Genomic DNA, 19438 nt, shown 5'->3' on the forward strand with positions numbered 1-19438 from the left:
CCGCGCAGCGGCCGGATGAGGGGTCGCGCCAGCGTTTCCGATTGGCATTCAATCTGGTTGAGTGGAAGCGTCGCGCGACCCCTCACCCCAACCCTCTCCCGCAAGGGGAGAGGGGGAGAGTCGCGCGACCCGAGCATTACTGGCATCACGCTCATGCCGGCCTCGCCCTCAGCACCAGCCGGTAGCGCACCAGCACATCGGTCGCGAGCAGGAAGAACAGCAGCATCGCCTGGAACATGCCGGTCGCCGCCTGCGGCAGCCTGACCGTCGTCTGGGCGATCTCGCCGCCGACATAGGTCGTCGCCAGAACGATGCCGCCGAGCACGATTCCGAGCGGGTTCAGCCGGCCGAGGAAAGCGACGATGATGGCGGTGAAGCCGTAGCCGACCGGGAATTGCGGCGTGAGCTGGGTGAAAGGTCCCGCCGCCTCGAACAGGCCGGCGAGCCCTGCGAGCCCGCCGCTGGTCAGGAGCGTGATCCAGGTCGTGCGGTCGGCGCTGAAGCCGCCATGGCGCGCCGCCGCCGGCGCGAGCCCGACGACCTTCACCGCATAGCCGGCAGTCGTCTTCTCCATGACGAGCCAGGCGATGACGGCAATGAGGAGCGCGAGCGGGATGCCGAGATGGACGAGCGTCTCCGGGATCACGATCGGCAAGCTCTGGTCGGCCGTGAACATCCGAGTCTGCGGAAAGTTGAAGCCGTCGGGGTCCTTCCACGGGCCGCGCACCAGGTAATACAGGACCTGGACCGCGACATAGGTCAGCATCAGGCTGGTCAGGATCTCGCTGACCTGGAGCCTGACCCGCAGCAGCGCCGGCAGCGCCGCCCAGGTCATGCCGCCCAAAATGCCGGCCAGGGCCATGGCGGGCAGGATCCACCAGCCGCTCATCTCGTAGGTCGCGAGCGCGACGCCGGTCCCGGCGATCGCTCCCATGATGTATTGCCCCTCCGCGCCGATGTTCCAGACATTGGCGCGGAAGCCGATGGCGAGGCCGAGCGCGATCATCACCAGCGGCGCCGCCTTGACGCCGAGATCGGGCCAGCGCTGCGGCTCGAGCAGCGGCACGAGGAAGAAGTCGAAGACGGCGGTGAGCCCGTCATAACCCATGGCGGTGAAGACGAGCGTGCCCGTGGCCATGGTCAGCGCGATGGCGATCAGCGGGCTCAGATAGATGAGGGCCGTGCTCGGCTCGCGGCGGCGGCGCCATTCAAGCACGGGCGTGGGCTCCGCTCGGCTCTCCGGCGCCATGGACGCCGCCCATCATCAGGCCGATCTCGTCGAGCCCGAGCTCGGCGACCGGCCTGGGTTCGGACAGCCGCCCCTCGTTGATGACGCAGAGCCGGTCGGCGAGCTCGCGCAATTCGTCGAGATCCTGCGAGATCACGACGACGGCCGAGCCCTTGGCGGCGAGATCGACCAGCGCCTGCCGGATCGCCGCCGCCGCGCCGGCATCGACCCCCCAGGTCGGTTGCGAGATGACGAGGACGCCGGGCTCCTGTCCGATCTCCCGGCCCATGATGAACTTTTGCAGATTGCCGCCCGAGAGCGAGCGGGCCGGCGCGGCCGGACCGGTCGTGCGCACGTCGAAACGGCCGATCACCGCTTGCGCGAAGCGCTTGACGGCTCCGGGGCGGATGAAGCCGCCGGGCGCCAGCGGCAGGCGATGGCGCGCCGTCAGGATCGTATTCTCGGCCAGCGAGAAATCCGGCACCGCGGCATGCCCGTTGCGCTCTTCCGGCACGCAGGCGAGCCCGGCGCCGCGGCGCTCTCCGGCCCCCTCATTGCCCATCGGCCTGTCGTCGAGCAGAATCGCGCGGGCATCATTGGTGAGACGCTCTCCCGAGAGCGCGCCGAGCAGCTCGGCCTGGCCGTTGCCCGCGACCCCGGCGATCCCGAGGATCTCGCCGGACCGTGCCGCGAAGCTGATCTCGCGCAACGACGTTCCGAACGGCGGCTCTCCGGGCAGCGAGAGGTTCGACACCACGAGCCGGGGCTTGCCGGCCTTGCTCGCATGCGCGCCCTCGATCTGGCGCAGTTCGGCGCCGATCATCAGCTCCGCCATGCGCCGTGTCGTCTCAGTGCGCGGATCGCAGGTCGCCACCACGCGCCCGCCGCGCAGGATCGTCGCCGTGTCGCACAAGGCTTTGATCTCATGGAGCTTGTGGCTGATGTAGAGGATCGAGCAGCCCTGCGCCGCGATCTGCCGCAAGGTCTCAAACAGGCGCTCGACCTCCTGTGGCGTCAGCACCGAGGTCGGCTCGTCCATGATCAGGAGTTTCGGCTTCTGCAGCAGGCAGCGGACGATCTCGATACGCTGACGCTCGCCGACCGAGAGCGTGTAGACTTCGCGTTCCGGATCGAGCGGCAGCGAGTAGCTCTCCAGCACGGCGGCGACGCGCGCCTTGAGCTCATCACGGTCGACCGCCTCGTCGAGGCCGAGCGCGATGTTCTCGATCACCGTCATCGCCTCGAACAGCGAGAAATGCTGGAACACCATGCCGATGCCGAGGCGCCGCGCCGCCTTCGGCGAGGGAATCGCGACCGCTGCGCCGTCCCAGGCGATCGTGCCGGCATCGGCCTGCTGGACGCCATAGATGATCTTGACCAGCGTCGACTTGCCGGCGCCGTTCTCGCCGAGCAGCGCGTGGATCTCGCCGGGCCTTACGTCGAGGCTGATCGCGTCATTGGCCTTCACGCCTGGAAAGCTCTTGGAGATCTGCGACAGCGCGAGGCGCGGCGGCGCATCCGTCCTGTCACGCGGCGGTGCCGTCATCCCCAGCCCTTTTCCCCTGATCGCCTTCGGCCCCGTTCGGACGCCTGCTTATGCGCAAGCAAGCAGCGCACCAGCTCTGCCGCCGTCAAGGCGGCGATGACCTCCGGGCGCTTGTCATCCACATCGTTGCCGCCGATCGGGCAGGTGAGGCGCGCCAGTGCCGTGCTGGCAGGATGGCGGCGGCGGAAGCTGGCGGCGAAGCGGGCGCGCTTGGTCGCCGAGCCGATCATGCCGACATAGGCGGCATCGCCGCGCAGCAGGGCCGCTTCCGTCAGGCGGTAGTCGAGCGCGTGGCTATGGGTGAGGATGATGAAGCCCGCGCCGGCAGGCGCAGCGGCGATGGCCACCTCTGGATCATCGAACCGCAGGGGGGCGATCTCGGCGGGCAGGTCGGGGACCGGGTCGTCTCGGTCATCGACCAGGGTGACGGCGAGAGGCAGGGGAGCCAGCGTCCGCGCCAGCGCCCGGCCGGTATGCCCGGCGCCGAAGATCAGCACGGCGGGTCGCAGTGCGCGCCTCGCAACCTCGTCCGCCTGCAGGGCCTCGGCATGCGCGGGTGTTGCGCGTTCCAGCGTCACGCTCACCCGGCCGCCGCAGCACTGGCCCATTTGCGGACCGAGCGGAATGTCCAGCTTTCGCGCGGTCTCGCCGCCGGCCAGCATCTCGCGGGCGATGTCGAGGCAGTGGAATTCGAGCTGTCCGCCGCCGATCGTGCCGGCGCTGCGGAGGGTGGTGACGATCATCGTCGCGCCGGCCTCGCGTGGCGTCGAGCCCTCGGCGGTCGCGATGCGGACGAGGATCGCGCCTTCAGAGAGATGAGCCTGGAGGAAGGCGGAGAGCGAGGTCATGGACCGGCCTCCGCCAGAGCCCGCATCCTGTCCACCGCATCGAGCACGCGCTCCGGCGTCGCCGGCGTGTCGAGCCGGGGGCAGAAGCGATGGTCGGCCACGCTCGCCACCGCGTCTGACAAAGCGTGCAGCACGCTGATCGCCAGCATCAGCGGCGGCTCGCCCACGGCCTTGGAGCGGTGGATGGTCGGCTCGCGATTGGGCGCGTTCTCCAGGAGGTCGACATTGAAGATGCGCGGCCGGTCCGAGGCGACCGGGATCTTGTAGGTCGAGGGCGCATGGGTCTTCAGTCGGCCCTTCTCGTCCCACCAGAGCTCCTCGGTGGTGAGCCAGCCCATGCCCTGGACGAAGCCGCCCTCGATCTGGCCCCTGTCGATCGCCGGGTTCAGCGAGGTGCCGCAATCATGCAGGATATCGACCCGCTCGACCTTGTATTCGCCGGTCAGCGTGTCGATCGCCACCTCCGCCGCCGCCGCGCCATAGGCGAAGTAATAGAACGGGTGGCCGCGCCCGGCCTTGCGGTCCCAATGGATTTTTGGCGTGGCATAGAAACCGGTGGCGGAGAGCTGGACGCGGGCCATGTAGGCGGCCTGCACCAACTCGCGGAAACCGATCTCGCGCGCCCCGATCCGTACGCGCCCCGGCAGGAAGGCGATGGCGTCGGGCCGCTCCTCCCAATGCCGCGCGGCGAACGCCGTCAGCCGCGCCTTGATCGTCTCGCAGGCGTCGAGCGCCGCCATGCCGTTCAGGTCCGAGCCGGAGGAGGCGGCGGTCGCCGAGGTGTTCGGCACCTTGCCGGTCGTCGTCGCGGTGATCTTGACCTCGTCGAGCCCGATGCCGAAGGCCTGCGCCACCACTTGCGCCACCTTCACATAGAGGCCCTGGCCCATCTCGGTGCCGCCATGGTTCAGCGCGACCGTGCCGTCGGTATAGACATGCACCAGGCCCCCGGCCTGATTGTACCAGGTCGCGGTGAAGGAGATGCCGAACTTGACCGGCGTCAGCGCGATGCCGCGTTTGACCACGGGGCTCGTCCGGTTGGCCTCGCGGATCGCCGCCCGCCGCGCGCGGTAGTCGCAGCGCCGTTCCAGCTCGGCGATGACCTCTCCCGCGATATTGTCCTCGACCGGCTGGTGATAGGGCGTGACGTCGCGGCCGGCCCCGCCATAGAGATTGCGCCTGCGCACCTCCAGCGGATCGAGCCCGGTCGCGAAGGCGACCTCCTCGATGAAGCGCTCGGCCCCGACCATGCCCTGTGGCCCGCCGAAGCCGCGAAAGGCGGTGTTCGAGACCGTATGCGTGCGCAGCGGTTCCGAGCGGACGCGCACCGCCGGGTAGAAATAGCAATTGTCCATGTGGAACAGCGCACGGTCGGTGACCGGGCCGGAGAGGTCGGCGTTCCAGCCGCAGCGTGCGGCATAGACGGTGTCGACTGCGAGGATATGCCCCTCGTCGTCGAAGCCGATCTCATAATCGCACACGAAATCATGGCGCTTGCCGGTGATCACCATGTCGTCGTCGCGATCGGGCCTGAGCTTCACCGGCCGTTTCAGTTTGCGGGCGGCGAGCGCGGCGACGCAGGCGAAGAGGTTGGCCTGCGTCTCCTTGCCGCCGAAGCCGCCGCCCATGCGCCGCACCTCGACGGTGACCGCATGCGAGCCGACGCCGAGCACCTGCGCCACCATGTGCTGCACTTCGCTCGGGTGCTGGGTCGAGGACAGCACCAGCATGTCCTCGTCCTCGCCGGGGGCGGCGAGCGCGATCTGGCCTTCGAGGTAGAAATGGTCCTGCCCGCCGATCTCGACCGAGCCCTTGAGCCGGCGCGGGCTCGCGGCGAGCGCGTCAGCGACATCACCGCGTTCGAGCTTGAGCGGATCGGTGACGAGATCGCCGCCGGCGGCGCGGGCCGCGGCGACATCGAGGAGCGGGGTCGCCTCGTCATAGCTTGCCTTGGCGAGCGCAGCGGCGCGCCTCGCCTGGTCCCGCGTCTCGGCGACGACGGCGAAGAGCGGCTGACCGTGATGCAGGATCGCTTGCGTTGCGAAGACCGGCTCGTCATGGCGATGCGTCGAGGAGATGTCGTTGGCGCCCGGGATATCCTCCGTCGTCAGCACGCAGAGCACGCCGGGTGCAGCGCGCACGGCCGAGAGATCGAGCGAGAGCAGCCGCCCATGCGCGATCTCCGAAAGTCCGAGATAGGCATGGGCGAGGCCGGCCGGCTCGGCGATGTCGTCGATATAAAGCGCTTCGCCCGCGACATGTTTCGCAGCGGAATCATGGCCGCTCGCCCGGCCGAGCGGCCCCGTCACCGCTTCCGCGTCCAGGCGTTTGCGCGCGTCAGCCATGGGCGGCCTCCGCGAGCAGGCCGGCGACGCGGGTCTCGACATGCGGTTGGCTCGTCTCGATCCAGAACCGGCGCAGCAGGTTGCCGGCGACCTTGAGCCGGTATCCGGCCGAGGCGCGCATGTCGGTCAGCGGCGTGAAATCCTGGGGCAGGGCGGCGATGGCTGCCGCCAGGGCGGCATCGTCCCATGTCCGTCCGAGCAGCGCGGCCTCGGCCGCCGCCGCCCGCTTCGGGATGCCGGCCATGCCGCCATAGGCGAGGCGCGCCTCGCTGATCAGGCCCGCCTCGTCCCGGCGCAGCAGGAACGCGCCGCAGACCGCGGAGATGTCCTCGTCGAAGCGCTTCGAGATTTTTGAGACGCGGAACAGGGCTTCCGCCGGCGGCTTCGGCACCAGCACGGCCTCGACGAATTCGCCGGGCTTCCGATCCTGCTTGCGATAGTCGAGGAAGAAGCTTTCGAGAGGGATTTCCCTGCGCGCGAGTTCCGTCATCGCGAGCGGAGCGAAGCGATCCAGGGGGCGTGCGTGAGACCCCTGGATTGCTTCGTCGCTGCGCTCCTCGCAATGACGGGGAGGCGCCGATGCCAGCACCAGCGTCGCCCCTAACGCGATCAGTGCCGGCGGCAGGTCGCCGATCGGCGAGCCATTGGCGATATTGCCACCGACCGTGCCGGCATTGCGGACCTGCTCGCCGCCGAAGCGGCGCATCAATTCGTCGAGCTGCGGCGAAAGCGACGCCAGAGCGTCGCGGGCATCGGCCAGGTTGACCATCGCGCCGATGCGCAGATGGTCGCCTTTGTTGGCGATGGCGCGCAGCGCGTCCATTCGGCCCAACGAGATCACCGTCGCCGGCTGCTGCATCGCCTTGGTGATCCAGAGCCCGACATCGGTGGCGCCGGCGACCAGCACGACCTGCGGATGGGCGGCGACGAGATCCGCGAGGGCATCGACGCTCGCGGGCGCGAAGTAGCGGCGTGGGCCTTCGGTGAGCGCCAGGGTTTCGCCGTCCGCAAGCGCTTCCAGTCGCTTCGCCACGGACGGCGCCGCGAGCGCGAAGCGGTCCCGGCTCCGCTCGGCACTGTCGTAAAGGCGCTGCGCCGCCTTGATGATCGGCTCGTAGCCGGTGCAGCGGCAAAGATTGCCGGCGAGCGCGTCCTCGATGCGCCCGACATCCGGTGCCGCCTCGTTCAGCCAGAGCGCGAAGAGCGACATCACGAAGCCCGGCGTGCAAAAGCCGCATTGCGAGCCGTGACAGTCGACCAGCGCCTGCTGGACGGGGTGCAGTTGCCCCTCGGCGCTCCTGAGATGCTCGACGGTCAGCAGATGGCAGCCGTCGAGCGTCGGCAGGAAGCGGATGCAGGCATTGATCGCCTCGTAGCGCAGCCGGCCGGCGTCGAGCCGCCCGATCACGACGGTGCAGGCGCCGCAATCGCCCTCGGCGCAACCCTCCTTCGTGCCGGTGCGGCGGCGTTCGAGGCGCAGCCAGTCGAGCACTGTCCGCGTCGGGTCGCAGGACGCGATCTCGACCAGGTCGTCGCCGAAGAGAAAGCGCAGCGTCTCACGCATGGCGGCACGGCCGCTCGCAAACCAGGTTCATGCCCGCAGATTAGGCACGATCGCCGCTTGGCCGAAAGCTTTGATTTGGTGCAGATATGACCTGAATTTGAGCCGGAGCGCAGCCTGTGAACGAAGACAAGTCCCTTCGCGCCTTGCGGGGCCGCCTGCTCTGGTTCGTTGATGATCCGGAGGTCGCGGGCGAGGCGGCGCATCGCTATGTCGCGGACGGCGTGGTCGTCATCACCGGGGGCCTCGTCACGGCGGTCGGCGGGGCTTCGGAGTTGCTGCCGACGCTGCCGCCCGGAACCGAAATCATCGATCACCGCCCGCATCTGATCATGCCGGGCTTCATCGACGCCCATATCCACATGCCGCAGACCCAGGTGATCGCCTCCTATGGCGCGCAGCTGATGGAATGGCTCAACAAATACACCTTCGTCGAGGAGCAGAAGCTGGCGCAGCAGGGCCACCCGGAGATGCTGACACGCTTCCTGCTCGACGAGCTTTTGGCGAGCGGCACCACCACGGCCGCCGTCTATTGCTCCGTCCATCGCCAGTCGGCGGAGGCCTTCTTCGCCGAGTCGGAGCGCAGGAACACCCGCATGATCGCCGGCAAGGTCATGATGGACCGCAACGCCCCGGCGGCGCTGACCGACACGGCCGAGAGCGGCTATGCCGACAGCAAGGCGCTGATCGAGCGCTGGCACGGCAAGGGCCGCCAGCTCTACGCGATCACGCCGCGTTTCGCCGTGACCTCGACGCCGGAGCAGCTGCGCCTCTCCGGCCAGCTCGCCGCCGAGCATCCCGACTGTTTCGTCCAGACCCATATCAACGAGAACCAGGCCGAGATCGCCTTCGCGCGCGAGCTCTACCCGGATTCCGACGACTATACCGGCATCTACCAGGATTTCGGGCTGCTCGGCCGCAAGAGCCTGATGGGCCATTGCATCCACAACACCAAGCATGAATGGCGTGCCTTTGCCGAGACGGGCGCGGTCGCGGTGTTCTGCCCGACCTCGAACCTCTTCCTCGGCTCCGGCCTGTTCGACTGGGCCCGCGCGCGGCGTGAGGGCGTGCGCGTCGCGGTCGCCACCGATATCGGCGGCGGCACCTCCTATTCGATGCTGCGGACCATGGCCGAGGCCTACAAGATCCTGCAATTGCAGGGGCAGTCGCTCTCGGCCTTCGCCGCGCTGCACGCGATCACGCTGGGCAATGCCGTCGCGCTCGGGCTCGACCATCTCATCGGCTCGCTGGAGCCGGGCAGGGAGGCGGACGTCGTGGTGCTCGATCCCGCCGCCACGCGGGGTATGGCGCATCGCCTGGAGACGGCGCGCGATCTCTCGGAAGAGCTCTTCGTGCTCGTCACGCTGGGCGACGAGCGCAATATCGTGGCGACCTATGTCGCAGGAGCGCGCGCAGGGAGGCCGGAAGGCGGCGCCTAGCTCCATCCGTCATGGTCGGGCTTGTCCCGACCATCCACGTCTTCGCTGATGCAGAACCGTGGCCAAGGCGTGGATGCTCGCCACAAGGGCGAGCATGACGCTGCAGGTCCGAAACGGCCGCGGTCTCAGCCCAGAACGCCGCCCTTCCTGGCGTGATCGAGATAGATCTCGCGCAGCCGGAGCGCCGTCGGGCCCGGTGCGCCGTTATGGATGGTGTGGCCATCGATCGCGACCACCGGCATCACGAAGCTGGTGGCAGAGGTGATGAAGGCCTCCTCGGCGTCGAGCGCCTCCTCCAGCGTGAAGGTCCTCTCCTCGAAGCCGAAGCCGGATTCCTCCAGGAAAGCCAGCACGGCCTTCCGGGTGATCCCGGGCAGCACCTTGTTCGAGAGCGGGCGCGAGATCAGCGTCTTGCCCTTGACAATCCAGGCGGTGGACGAGGCGCCCTCGGTGACGACGCCGTCCTCGACCATCCAGGCCTCCTGCGCGCCGCTCTCGGCGGCGAACTGCTTGGCCAGGACAGGGGCGAGCAGGTTGACGCTCTTGATGTCGCGCCGTGCCCAGCGCAGGTCAGGGCAGGAGACGACCTTGATGCCGGCCTTCGCGGCGGGCGCGTTGCTCATGCTGCGCGCCTGCGAGAACATCACCAGCGTCGGAGCGAGGTCCTTGGGGAAGGCGAAGTCGCGGTCGGCCGCGCCGCGCGAGACCTGGAGGTAGATGCTGCCTTCATCGATGCCGTTGCGCTTGATCAGCTCCTCGTGGATCGCGATCAGCTCGGCGCGCGACCAGGGCAAAGCGAGCCTGATCTCGCCGCAGGAACGCTCGAGCCGGGCGAGATGCGCGTCGCAATCGACCAGCTTGCCGCCTAGCACTGCCGAAACCTCGTAGATGCCGTCGCCGAAGATGAAGCCGCGGTCGAAGATCGAGACCTTCGCCTCGTCCTCGGGCAGATAGTCACCATTCACATAGACAATGCGGCTCATCGGCGTCGGTCTCTTGGTTGAGGGCAGACGGAGGGAAGCGGCATTGGTAGCCGAGGCCGGACCGTGAGGCGAGTGCCAAAGCCGGCTTGCGGATCGGCGCCGGGCGCAACACTGTCGGCGCAGACGCGCAGGGAATCGCCGTGAGCGCCAGACCGGACCGCATGCCGCCGCCGCGCTAATCCGGCAGGCGTCGGGACCGGCCTTCAGCCCTTGACCGAGGCGGCGAGCAGCCGCCGGGTATAGTCTCGCGGGGCGCGGAGAAGATCGCCTCGGTCGGCCCGCGCTCGATGACGCGCCCGTCCTTCATCACCATGAGCGTGTCGGCCATGGCGCGCACCACCGCGAGGTCGTGGCTGATGAAGAGATAGGACAGGCCGTGCCGGGCCTGCAGGTCCTTCAGCAGCGCGACGATGCTCTTTTGCACCGTGCGGTCGAGCGCCGAGGTCGGTTCGTCGAGCACGACGAGGGCGGGGTGCAGGATCATGGCGCGCGCAATCGCGATGCGCTGGCGCTGGCCGCCGGAGAACTCGTGCGGGTAGCGGTTGCGCAGGGCAGGGTCGAGCGAGACCTCCTCCAGCGCCCGGGCTGCGCGCAGATCGCGCTCGGCGCGCGTGAGCTGCGGTGCATGGACCAGCAGCCCCTCGCTGACAATCTCTCCGATGGTGAGCCGCGGCGAGAGCGAGCCGAACGGGTCCTGGAAAACGGCCTGCAGGCTCCTGCGCAGTGGGCGCATCTGCGCGCGGTCGAGCGGCGCGAGCGCCCTGTCCTCGAAGCGGATCTGCCCGCTCGCGGGCACGAGCTTCAGCACCGCCTTGCCGAGCGTCGACTTGCCGGAGCCGGATTCGCCGACGATGCCGATGGTCTGGCCGCGCCGAAGTGTCAGGTCGACGCCGTCGCAGGCATGGAGTAGCTCCGTCTTGCGCCTGAACAAGCCGCGGCCGAGCTCGTAGCTGACGCGCAGATCGCGCGCCTCGAGCAGGATCGGCGCATCCGTTGCGGGAGGCTCCTTCCGCCCGGCCGGCTCGGCTGCGAGCAGCAGGCGGGTATAGGGATGGGCCGGCGCGGCCAGGATTGTCCTTGCCTCGCCGCTCTCGACCACCTCGCCCGCCTTCATGACATAGAGGCGCTCGGCATATTTCCGCACCAGCCCGAGATCATGGCTGATCAGGATCACCGCCATGCCGAGGCGCGATCGGAGCTCGGCGATCAGCGCCAGGATCTCGGCCTCGATGGTGACGTCGAGCGCCGTCGTCGGCTCGTCGGCGATGAGGATGTCGGGATCATTGGCAAGCGCCATCGCGATCATCACGCGCTGGCGCTGTCCGCCCGAGAGCTCATGCGGATAGGCGTCGAGCCGCTCTTGCGGCCGGGTGATCCGCACCAGCCGGAGCAATTCGAGGGCGCGCGCCCTCGCGGCCTTGCGCGAAAGGCCCTGATGCCGGCGCAGCGGCGCGGCAAGTTGGGCGCCGATCCGGAACAGCGGATCGAGCGATGTCATCGGCTCCTGGAAGATCATCGCGAGCTTGCTGCCGCGATAGGCATTGAGGGCGGCGGGCGTCAGCCCGAGCAGTTCCGTGCCGCGATAGCGGACCGAGCCCGTCGCCTCGCCATTGGCGGCGAGCAGGCCCATCGCCGCCATGACGCTCTGGCTCTTGCCGGAGCCGGATTCGCCGACGATGGCCACGAACTCACCCGGCTTGACGTCGAGATCGACGCCGCGCACGGCTTCGACCGGGCCGTCATTGGTGCGGAAACGGACCGTGAGGTCGCGAATGGCAAGGATGGGTGCTGCGTCCTCCATCTCAGCGGTCCCGCGGGTCGAGCGCATCGCGCAGGCCGTCGCCGAGGAAGTTGAGCGCGAACAGCGCCGTGACCAGGAAGGCGGCGGGAAAGACCAGGAGCCAGGACGCGCTCTCGATCGAGCGCGCGCCATCCGAGATCAGCACGCCCCAGCTCGTCATCGGCTCCTGCACGCCGAGCCCGAGAAAGGATAGGAAGCTCTCCAGCAGGATGATCTTCGGCACCAGCAAAGTGACATAGACGACGACCGGCCCGAGCAGGTTGGGGATGACGTGGCGCTTCAGGATACCGCCGGTCGAGACGCCGAGCGCCTCTGCCGCCAGCACATATTCCTGCCGCTTGATCGAGAGCGTCTGGCCGCGAACGATCCGGGCCATGTCGAGCCACTCGATCGCGCCGACGGCAAGGAAGACCAGGACGAAGTTCCGGCCGAAGAAGACCACGAGCAGGATGACGAAGAAAATGAAAGGCAGCGAATAGAGCACGTCGACGATGCGCATCATCAGCATGTCGATGCGCCCGCCGAGATAGCCGGCCGCCGCGCCATAGCCGACGCCGATGACGAGCGCGACGCTGGTGGCGAGCAGGCCGATGGCGAGCGAGACACGGCCGGCGACCAGCGTGCGCGTGAGCAGGTCGCGGCCGTTGGCGTCGGTGCCGAACCAGAAATGCAGCCGCTTGATAGGGACCTCGAGGGTGAGCTTGCGGCCGTCCTGCTCGCTTGCCGCGACCCTTGCTCTGCCGAACTGGTCCGAGCGTTCGAAATAGACCAGGAGGCGCTGATCGATCGGGCGCTGCGCGGTCAGCGTCAGGCGAACGCTGTCGCGGCCGGCCGCGATCTCGCTCGCCGTGGCGCGAATGCGCGAGGCGATGCGCTGCACGGCGCCGGGGATCGCCTCGGCTTTGGGGTGGCTTTCCAGGCTCGCGGGAGTGCGGACATGGTCCTGGTAGACCCGGTCATAGGGATGGCCCGTCAGGGCGGGGCCGATCAGACAGGCGAGCGCGATCAGGATCAGCACGATCAGGCTCGCCACAGCGGCTCGGTTGCGCAGCAGGCGGATGCGCGCATCCTGCCAGAGCGAACGCCCGTCGACGGGCAGCGTTGCGAGGGCGGGTCCGCTCATCGGCTCAATCCAGCCTGACGCGCGGATCGAGCAGCGCGTAGAGCAGATCGACGATCAGGTTGAAGACCAGCACGAAGATCGCGACGACGACGACCGTGCCCATCACCAGCGTGTAGTCCCGGTTGAGTGCGCCTTCGACGAAATAGCGGCCGATGCCGGGAATGGCGAAAATGGTCTCGACCACGACCGAGCCGGTCAGCAGGGCAGCCGCGGCCGGCCCGAGATAGGAGACGACGGGCAGGGCCGCACCGCGCAGCGCATGCAGCGCGATGGTCGGCCCGGAAAGGCCTTGCGCCCGCAAGGTCCGGATATGGTTGGCGCGCAGGGTCTCGATCATCGCGGCGCGCGTCAGCCGCGCGATCACCGCGATCTGCGGCAGCGCCAGCGTCAGGATCGGCAGGATGGTGTTGCGGGCCGCCCCGCCATTCCAGCCGCCGACCGGCAGCCAGGCCAGCGTCAGCCCGAAGACGATCTGCAGCACCGGCGCGACGACGAAATTGGGAATGGTGATGCCGGCGGTGGCGAAGCCCATGACCGCATGGTCGGCGCCCTGGTTCTGGCGAAAGGCGGCGAGCGTCCCGAGCGGGCCGCCGATCAGGAGCGCGAGCGCTAGCGCCAATCCCCCCAGCCGAATCGAGACCGGCAGGCCCTGCGCGAAAAGCTCGGCGATCGAGAAATCGCGAAAATAGAAGGAGGGCCCCAAATCGCCACGGGCCAGGGCGCCGAGATAGGTGAGATATTGCTCGAGCAGCGGCCGATCGAGCTGGTAGATCCGCCGCAGGTTCTCCATCACCTTGGCTTCGAGCGGCTGCTCCAGGTCGAACGGCCCGCCCGGCGCGACGCGCATCAGGAAGAACGAAATCGTCACGATCACCAGCAGGGTCGGGATCGCGATGGCGATGCGGCGCAGGATGAAGGGGAGCATGCGATTCTCTCACCCTCGCGCGTCATCCCGGGCGACCGAAGGGCGACCCGGGATCCATCGTAGGGCGATGCACTCTACGATGGATCCCGGCACTCCGCTTCGCTCCGGCCGGGATGACGGCGCGGTGATCGTTACGACCTCAGGCTCATGAACCGGCTCGGCAGGGCGCCGCGCAGGTTCTGCTGGAAGCCGACGAGCTTGGGCGAGACCAGATTCTTCGACGAGTAGTACATCAGCGGGATCCAGGGCACCTCGGCTGCGAGGATGGCATCGGCTTCGCGCAGGATCGCGGCGCGCCTGGCGAGGTCGATCTCGTCGGCCGCCTGCCGCATCAGGGTATCGAAGGTCGGGTTGTTGTACTTGCCGGAATTGAAGCCGGTATTGTCGCTCTGGAACAGGAACAGGAAATTCTGCGGATCAGAATAGTCGCCGATCCAGCCATAGCGGGCGACATCGAAATCGCCGCCGTCGCGCAAATGGGCGAAATGCGTCTTGCCGTCGGTGTTGATGAAGCTGGTCTCGACGCCGATCGCCTTCCACTGCTCGGCGACGGCGATCACCGTGCGCCGGTTGTTGTCGGTGGTGTTGTAGCGCAGCTGCAGATTCAGCGGCGTGCCCGGCCCGAAGCCGGCCTCGGCCATCAGCTGCCTGGCCCTGTCCTCGCGGTCGAGCGGCGAGGCGTTCTTGAAATCGGCCTCGGCCGCGCTGCCGTAATTGCCGATATTGGGCGGCACGACGCCATAGGCCGGCAGCATGGTGCCGCTCCAGATCTCCTCGGCGATGAACTCGCGGTCGATCACCATCGAGAGCGCCTGGCGGACGCGGATGTCGTCGAACGGCTTCTTGGCCGAGTTGATGATCAGGAAATAGGTGCCGAGATAGGGCGCGACCTTGACCTGGTTGCCGAGCTTTTCGCGCAGCTGCTTGATCTGGTCGGCCGGGATGTCGGTCGTCATGTGCAGCTCGCCGGCCTGGAAGCGGCGGGCGGCAGCGGCGAGATCGGACGAGGGATAGTAGAGGATCGTGCCGATCTGGACATTGGCCGCGTCGTGGAAGGCCTTGTTCTTCTCCAGCTTGATATGAGAGTTCGGCACGAACTCCTTGAGCACATAGGCGCCGTTCGAGACCCAGTTCTCGGGCTTGACGAAGTCCTTGCCGAATTTCTCCACGGAGGCCGGATGGACCGGCAGGCCGGTCTGATGCGTCAGCAATTCGAGGAAATAAGGGGTCGGACGCTCGAGCTTGACCTCGAGCGTGCTGTCGTCGAGCGCCGAGACGCCCAAGTCCGAGAGCTTGGCGTTCTCGTCGCGCTTGTTGATCTTCTCGGCGTTCAGGATCGGGTAGAGGATGTTGGCATATTTCGCGCCGGTCTCGGGATTGACCATGCGGCGCAGCGAAAAGACGAAATCGGACGCCCTGACCGGATCGCCGTTCGACCATCTGGCGTTGCTGCGCAGCTTGAAGAGATAGGTTTTGCCGTCGTCGCTCGTCGCCCAGCTCTCGGCGACACCCGGCACCACGGTGCCGTTGATATGATGGATCACCAGCCCTTCGCAGAGATCGCGCAGCAGATGCGCCTCGGAGACCGTCGAGGTCTTGTGCGCGTCGAGCGTCTCGGGGTCGGAATCGTTGCCGCGGTGGAAGATGACCTCGGCCGGAGCCGCTCTTGCCGGCGAGAACGCCAGAGCCGCGGCAAGGCTGAAGGTTGCGTCGCGTCGCGTGATCCTGACCATGACGAAACTCCCCTAAGGGCAGGTAATCCTGCCTGTTCCTGACATGATCAGGGGAGTAGAGCGCGCTGCTTGCCAGATGCCAAGGTCGAAAAAAGCAGCATAGACAGGTTAGTGGAGAAATGCGGGAGCGGCCGCCGTCGGGCTTCTGTCATAAGCCGGGTTGCTAGGCCGGCAGCGCCGCAGCCCGCTCCTGCGCCTCGACGACCGCCACCGCCGTCATGTTGACCACACCGCGCGCCGTCACCGAGCCGGTCAGGATATGCGCGGGCTTGGCCGCGCCGATCAGGATCGGGCCGACCGGCAAGGCGTCGGACAGGACCTTGGCGAACTGGTAGGCGATGTTGGCGGCGTCGAGATTCGGGAAGATCAGGACATTGGCGACGCCCTTCAGATGCGAGGAGGGCAGCACCCGCTCGCGCACCATCTCGACGAGCGCGGTATCGGCTTCCATCTCGCCGTCGCATTCGAGGTCCGGCGCGCGCTCGCGGATCAGGCAGACCGCCTTGCGCATCTTGAGCGAGGAGGGCGTGTCGGCCGCGCCGAAATCCGAATGCGAGAGCAGGGCGATCTTGGGCGTGATGCCGAAGCGGGCGACATGGCTCGCCGCCAGCACCGTCATGTCGGCGATCTCCTCGGCGCTGGGATCGTGCTTCACATGGGTGTCGGCGAGGAAGAAGGCGCCCTTGTTGGTGATGATCAGCGTCATCGCCGAAAGGTCGCGCACGCCGGGCTCCAGCCCGATGATGTCCTTGATGTGCCGTAGCCGCGACAGGAACCGCCCTTCGAGCCCGGTGATCATGGCGTCGGCCTCGCCGCGCGCGAGCGCAAGCGCCGCGATCACCGTGTTGTTGGTGCGCACCAGCGAGCGCGCGGCCTCCGGTGTGATGCCGCGCCGCCCCGCGATGTCGAGATAGGTCTGGACATAGTCGCGATAGCGCGGATCGTCCTCGGGATTGATCAGCTCGCAATCGATGCCGGGCCGGATCGTCAGGCCGAAGCGCTTGACCCGGGTCTCGATCACGCTCGGCCGGCCGATCAGGATCGGGACCGCCATGCCTTCCTCGAGCGCGACCTGCGCGGCGCGCAGCACGCGCTCGTCCTCGCCCTCGGCATAGATCACGCGTTTCGGGTCGGCTTTCGCCTGCGCGAAGAGCGGCTTCATGATGAAGCCGGAGCGGAAGACGAAGCGCGACAGGTTCTCGCGATAGGCCTCGATGTCTTCCAGGGGCTTGCGCGCCACGCCGGTTTCCATCGCGGCCTGCGCGACGGCGGGTGCGATCCGCAGGATCAGCCGCGGGTCGAAGGGGTTGGGGATCAGCGAGGTCGCGCCAAAGGTCTGCGCCTCGCCGCCATAGGCGCGCGCCGCGATGTCCGAGGTCGCCTCGCGGGCCAGCGCCGCGATGGCGCGCACCGCGGCGAGTTTCATCGCCTCGTTGATCGTCGTCGCCTGCACGTCGAGCGCGCCGCGGAAGATATAGGGGAAGCACAGGACGTTGTTGACCTGGTTCGGGTAGTCCGAGCGCCCGGTGCAGATCATCGCGTCCGGCCGCGCCGCCAACGCGTCCTCGGGCGTGATCTCCGGATTGGGATTGGCGAGCGCCAGGATCAGCGGGCTCGCCGCCATGCGCTTGGCCATCTCGGGCTTCAGCACGCCGGCGGCGGAGAGGCCGAGGAAGACGTCGGCCTTGTCGATCACGTCGTTCAGGGTGCGCGCGTCGGTCTCCTGGGCATAGACCTCCTTCCAGCGGTCCATCAGGGTGTTGCGGCCCTTGTGGACGACGCCCTCGAGGTCGGTCACCCAGATGTTCTGCCGCTTGGCGCCGATCTCGACCAGCAGGTTGAGGCAGGCGAGCGCCGCGGCGCCCGCGCCGGAGACGACGATCTTGACCTCGCCGATCTGCTTTCCGGCGAGGTCGAGCCCGTTCAGGATCGCCGCGCTGACGATGATCGCGGTGCCGTGCTGGTCGTCATGGAAGACCGGGATGTTCATCCGGGCCTTGAGCTGCTCCTCGATCTCGAAGCATTCCGGACCCTTGATGTCCTCGAGATTGATGCCGCCGAAGGTCGGTTCGAGCGCGGCGACGACCTCGACGAATTTCTCGATGTTCTTCTGCTCGACCTCGATGTCGAAACAGTCGATGCCGGCGAATTTCTTGAAGAGGACGGCCTTGCCTTCCATCACCGGCTTGGAGGCGAGCGGGCCGATATCGCCGAGGCCGAGCACCGCCGTGCCGTTGGTGACGACGGCGACGAGGTTCTGGCGCGAGGTCAGCTCGGCGGCTTCCGCCGGATCGTCGACGATCGCCTCGCAGGCCGCAGCGACGCCTGGCGAATAGGCGAGCGCGAGATCGCGCTGGTTGCCGAGCGGCTTGGTCGCCTGGATCTCGAGCTTACCGGGGCGGGGCTGGCGGTGATAGACGAGCGCGCCCGAGCGAAGGTCCGTCGACAAGGTGCTCTTCATCGTCCTGCGTTCCCCAACCCGCGGCGCATCGCCAAACTCTGTCGAGGTCGCGCGGAAACGCGGAGCCGTCAAGCGCGCTTGCGGCAACAATCATTCGACGGGAACGACAAGATCGCGGCCGGTACCATGTTTACAGCCGCCGAGGAGACGAAGAGTCGCATCAACGTCGGCGGACAGCGCCATGAAAAGATTCAGGACTTCGGCCTGAATCGATACATGAAGAAGGCGGCAGGCTCGACGGAAGAGCTGACCACTCGCCGTGGCCGGCTATGCTCAGAAAGCCTTGAAGGTGATGATCGTGTGGGTGTCGGCGATCTCCGGGATCGACTGCACCTTCTGCGCGACGAAATGGCCGATATCGACATCCGCCGCGACATGGAACTTGGCCAGGATGTCGTAATTGCCCGCCGTCGAGTAGATTTCCGAGGCGATCTCGCGGTCGGCGAGTTCGCTGGCGACCTCGTAGGTCTTGCCGAGCTTGCATTTGATCTCGACGAAGAAGGTCTGCATCGCGCGCTCCGAAAATCCGGCCCCTATGGGAAATTCTGCCCTCTGGATAGAGCGTCGCGCCGGAAGATCAAGCGCCTGCGAGTTCGGCGAGCCGCGTCGTCATGGCGCTGTCGGGGTCGGCAAGGCCGGCGATCACCGTGAAATGGTTCGCGCCGGCGATCTCCTCATAGCGTGTCCGGACGCCTTCCAGGCCCCAGACATCGGTGAGGCGGCGGCTCTGCTTGAGATATTCCTCGCTCTCGCCGCCGCCGACGACGGCGTCCATGCTGAGGCGCGACGGCGCCGGCCAGAACAGCGGGCTTTCCCGCTCGGCCCCCGCCAGATCGAGCTTCAGGGCCTGGTTGAGGCTGGTTTCGGTCAAAGGCTTCAGATTGTAGAGGCCCGAGATGCCATAGGCGGCCGGGACGAGCTGGTCCGGCAGGTCGGAATCGACATTCTTCCAGTCGGTGGCGAGCAGGCAGGCCGCGAGCTGCCCGCCGGCCGAATGCCCGGCCGCGACCACCGGCAGGTTGAAGCTCCGCCAGATCTCCGCTGCGGCCTGCTGCAGTTCCCAGACGATGTGACCCACCTCGACCTGCGGGCAAAGATCATAGCCCACCACCGCGACCGGCAGGCCGCGGCCGTTCAGCCCGCGCGCCATATGCGAGAAGAAGGACGGGTCGAGCGCCTGCCAGTAACCGCCATGGATGAAGAGCACAACGGCGTTGCCCCGGATCGAATCCGGCTTGAACAGGTCGTAATATTGCCGCTCGCTCGGGCCGTAGGACAGGCCGAGCTGGTTGAGCGAAGAAGTGCGATAGGCGGCGGCGTCGGCCTGCCAGCCGGCGATGATGCCGGGATGCTCCGGCACGCGGGCGCGGTTGTTGTATTCCTTCTCGTAGTCCGGTGACATGGCTGGTTCGGTTCTCGCGCTCGGCACCTGCGGAGGCTTCCAT

At 67.5% G+C, this 19438-nt stretch carries 13 protein-coding genes and 1 pseudogene; 1 reads left to right on the top strand and 13 read right to left on the bottom strand.

The window, feature by feature from the left end; all coding sequences use genetic code 11:
- Positions 1–151 precede the first annotated feature (151 nt).
- Genes ACTIF2_RS12205 through ACTIF2_RS12225 form a run of 5 tightly spaced genes read right to left on the bottom strand, consistent with a single transcriptional unit; the run spans position 152 to position 7531 of the window.
- Positions 152–1216 (bottom strand): ABC transporter permease, encoded by a 1065-nt coding sequence (locus ACTIF2_RS12205; protein ID WP_439497346.1) that lies wholly within the window; start codon positions 1214–1216, stop codon positions 152–154.
- Positions 1209–2774 (bottom strand): ABC transporter ATP-binding protein, encoded by a 1566-nt coding sequence (locus ACTIF2_RS12210; RefSeq protein WP_439497347.1) that lies wholly within the window; start codon positions 2772–2774, stop codon positions 1209–1211. Before ACTIF2_RS12210 ends, ACTIF2_RS12205 begins: the two co-directional genes overlap by 8 nt.
- Positions 2771–3622 (bottom strand): xanthine dehydrogenase accessory protein XdhC, encoded by an 852-nt coding sequence (gene xdhC / locus ACTIF2_RS12215; RefSeq protein ID WP_439497348.1) that lies wholly within the window; start codon positions 3620–3622, stop codon positions 2771–2773. Before xdhC ends, ACTIF2_RS12210 begins: the two co-directional genes overlap by 4 nt.
- Positions 3619–5967 carry a xanthine dehydrogenase molybdopterin binding subunit gene (gene xdhB / locus ACTIF2_RS12220; RefSeq protein ID WP_439497349.1) on the bottom strand — a complete coding sequence of 783 codons (2349 nt, stop codon included), beginning with the start codon at positions 5965–5967 and terminating at the stop codon, positions 3619–3621. The genes xdhC and xdhB overlap by 4 nt, the downstream gene beginning before the upstream one ends.
- Positions 5960–7531 (bottom strand): xanthine dehydrogenase small subunit, encoded by a 1572-nt coding sequence (locus tag ACTIF2_RS12225; protein ID WP_439497350.1) that lies wholly within the window; start codon positions 7529–7531, stop codon positions 5960–5962. Before ACTIF2_RS12225 ends, xdhB begins: the two co-directional genes overlap by 8 nt.
- A 116-nt stretch (positions 7532–7647) precedes the next feature.
- Here ACTIF2_RS12225 and guaD point away from each other — a divergent pair, with 116 nt between their 5' ends.
- A complete protein-coding gene (guaD, locus tag ACTIF2_RS12230) occupies positions 7648–8967 on the top strand; it encodes a guanine deaminase (protein WP_439497351.1) in 1320 nt (439 codons plus the stop codon).
- Between the two features lie 125 nt (positions 8968–9092).
- On the opposite strand, the gene ACTIF2_RS12235 is transcribed toward guaD, so the two are convergent.
- The 8 genes and pseudogenes from ACTIF2_RS12235 to ACTIF2_RS12270 form a co-directional block, all read right to left on the bottom strand.
- Positions 9093–9950, bottom strand: coding sequence for a D-amino-acid transaminase (locus tag ACTIF2_RS12235; RefSeq protein ID WP_439497352.1), 858 nt, complete (start codon positions 9948–9950; stop codon positions 9093–9095).
- Between the two features lie 203 nt (positions 9951–10153).
- Positions 10154–11751 (bottom strand): annotated as a pseudogene (locus ACTIF2_RS12240) (ABC transporter ATP-binding protein).
- A gap of 1 nt (position 11752) precedes the next feature.
- Positions 11753–12874, bottom strand: coding sequence for an ABC transporter permease subunit (locus ACTIF2_RS12245; protein WP_439497353.1), 1122 nt, complete (start codon positions 12872–12874; stop codon positions 11753–11755).
- 4 nt (positions 12875–12878) lie between these two features.
- Positions 12879–13799, bottom strand: a complete 921-nt coding sequence (locus ACTIF2_RS12250) for an ABC transporter permease subunit (RefSeq protein WP_439497354.1) — start codon at positions 13797–13799, stop codon at positions 12879–12881.
- 131 nt (positions 13800–13930) lie between these two features.
- Positions 13931–15532: a peptide ABC transporter substrate-binding protein gene (locus ACTIF2_RS12255; protein ID WP_439497355.1), complete on the bottom strand. Its 1602-nt coding sequence runs from the start codon at positions 15530–15532 to the stop codon at positions 13931–13933.
- 163 nt (positions 15533–15695) lie between these two features.
- Positions 15696–17993 (bottom strand): NADP-dependent malic enzyme, encoded by a 2298-nt coding sequence (locus ACTIF2_RS12260; protein WP_439497356.1) that lies wholly within the window; start codon positions 17991–17993, stop codon positions 15696–15698.
- A 273-nt stretch (positions 17994–18266) separates the two neighbouring features.
- Positions 18267–18503, bottom strand: a complete 237-nt coding sequence (locus tag ACTIF2_RS12265; protein ID WP_038361355.1) for an Lrp/AsnC ligand binding domain-containing protein — start codon at positions 18501–18503, stop codon at positions 18267–18269.
- A 67-nt stretch (positions 18504–18570) separates the two neighbouring features.
- Positions 18571–19395: an alpha/beta hydrolase gene (locus ACTIF2_RS12270; protein WP_439497357.1), complete on the bottom strand. Its 825-nt coding sequence runs from the start codon at positions 19393–19395 to the stop codon at positions 18571–18573.
- Positions 19396–19438: the final 43 nt, after the last annotated feature.

It is taken from the genome of Allobosea sp. (genome assembly GCF_051860145.1).
In the GTDB taxonomy this organism is placed as follows: domain Bacteria; phylum Pseudomonadota; class Alphaproteobacteria; order Rhizobiales; family Beijerinckiaceae; genus Allobosea.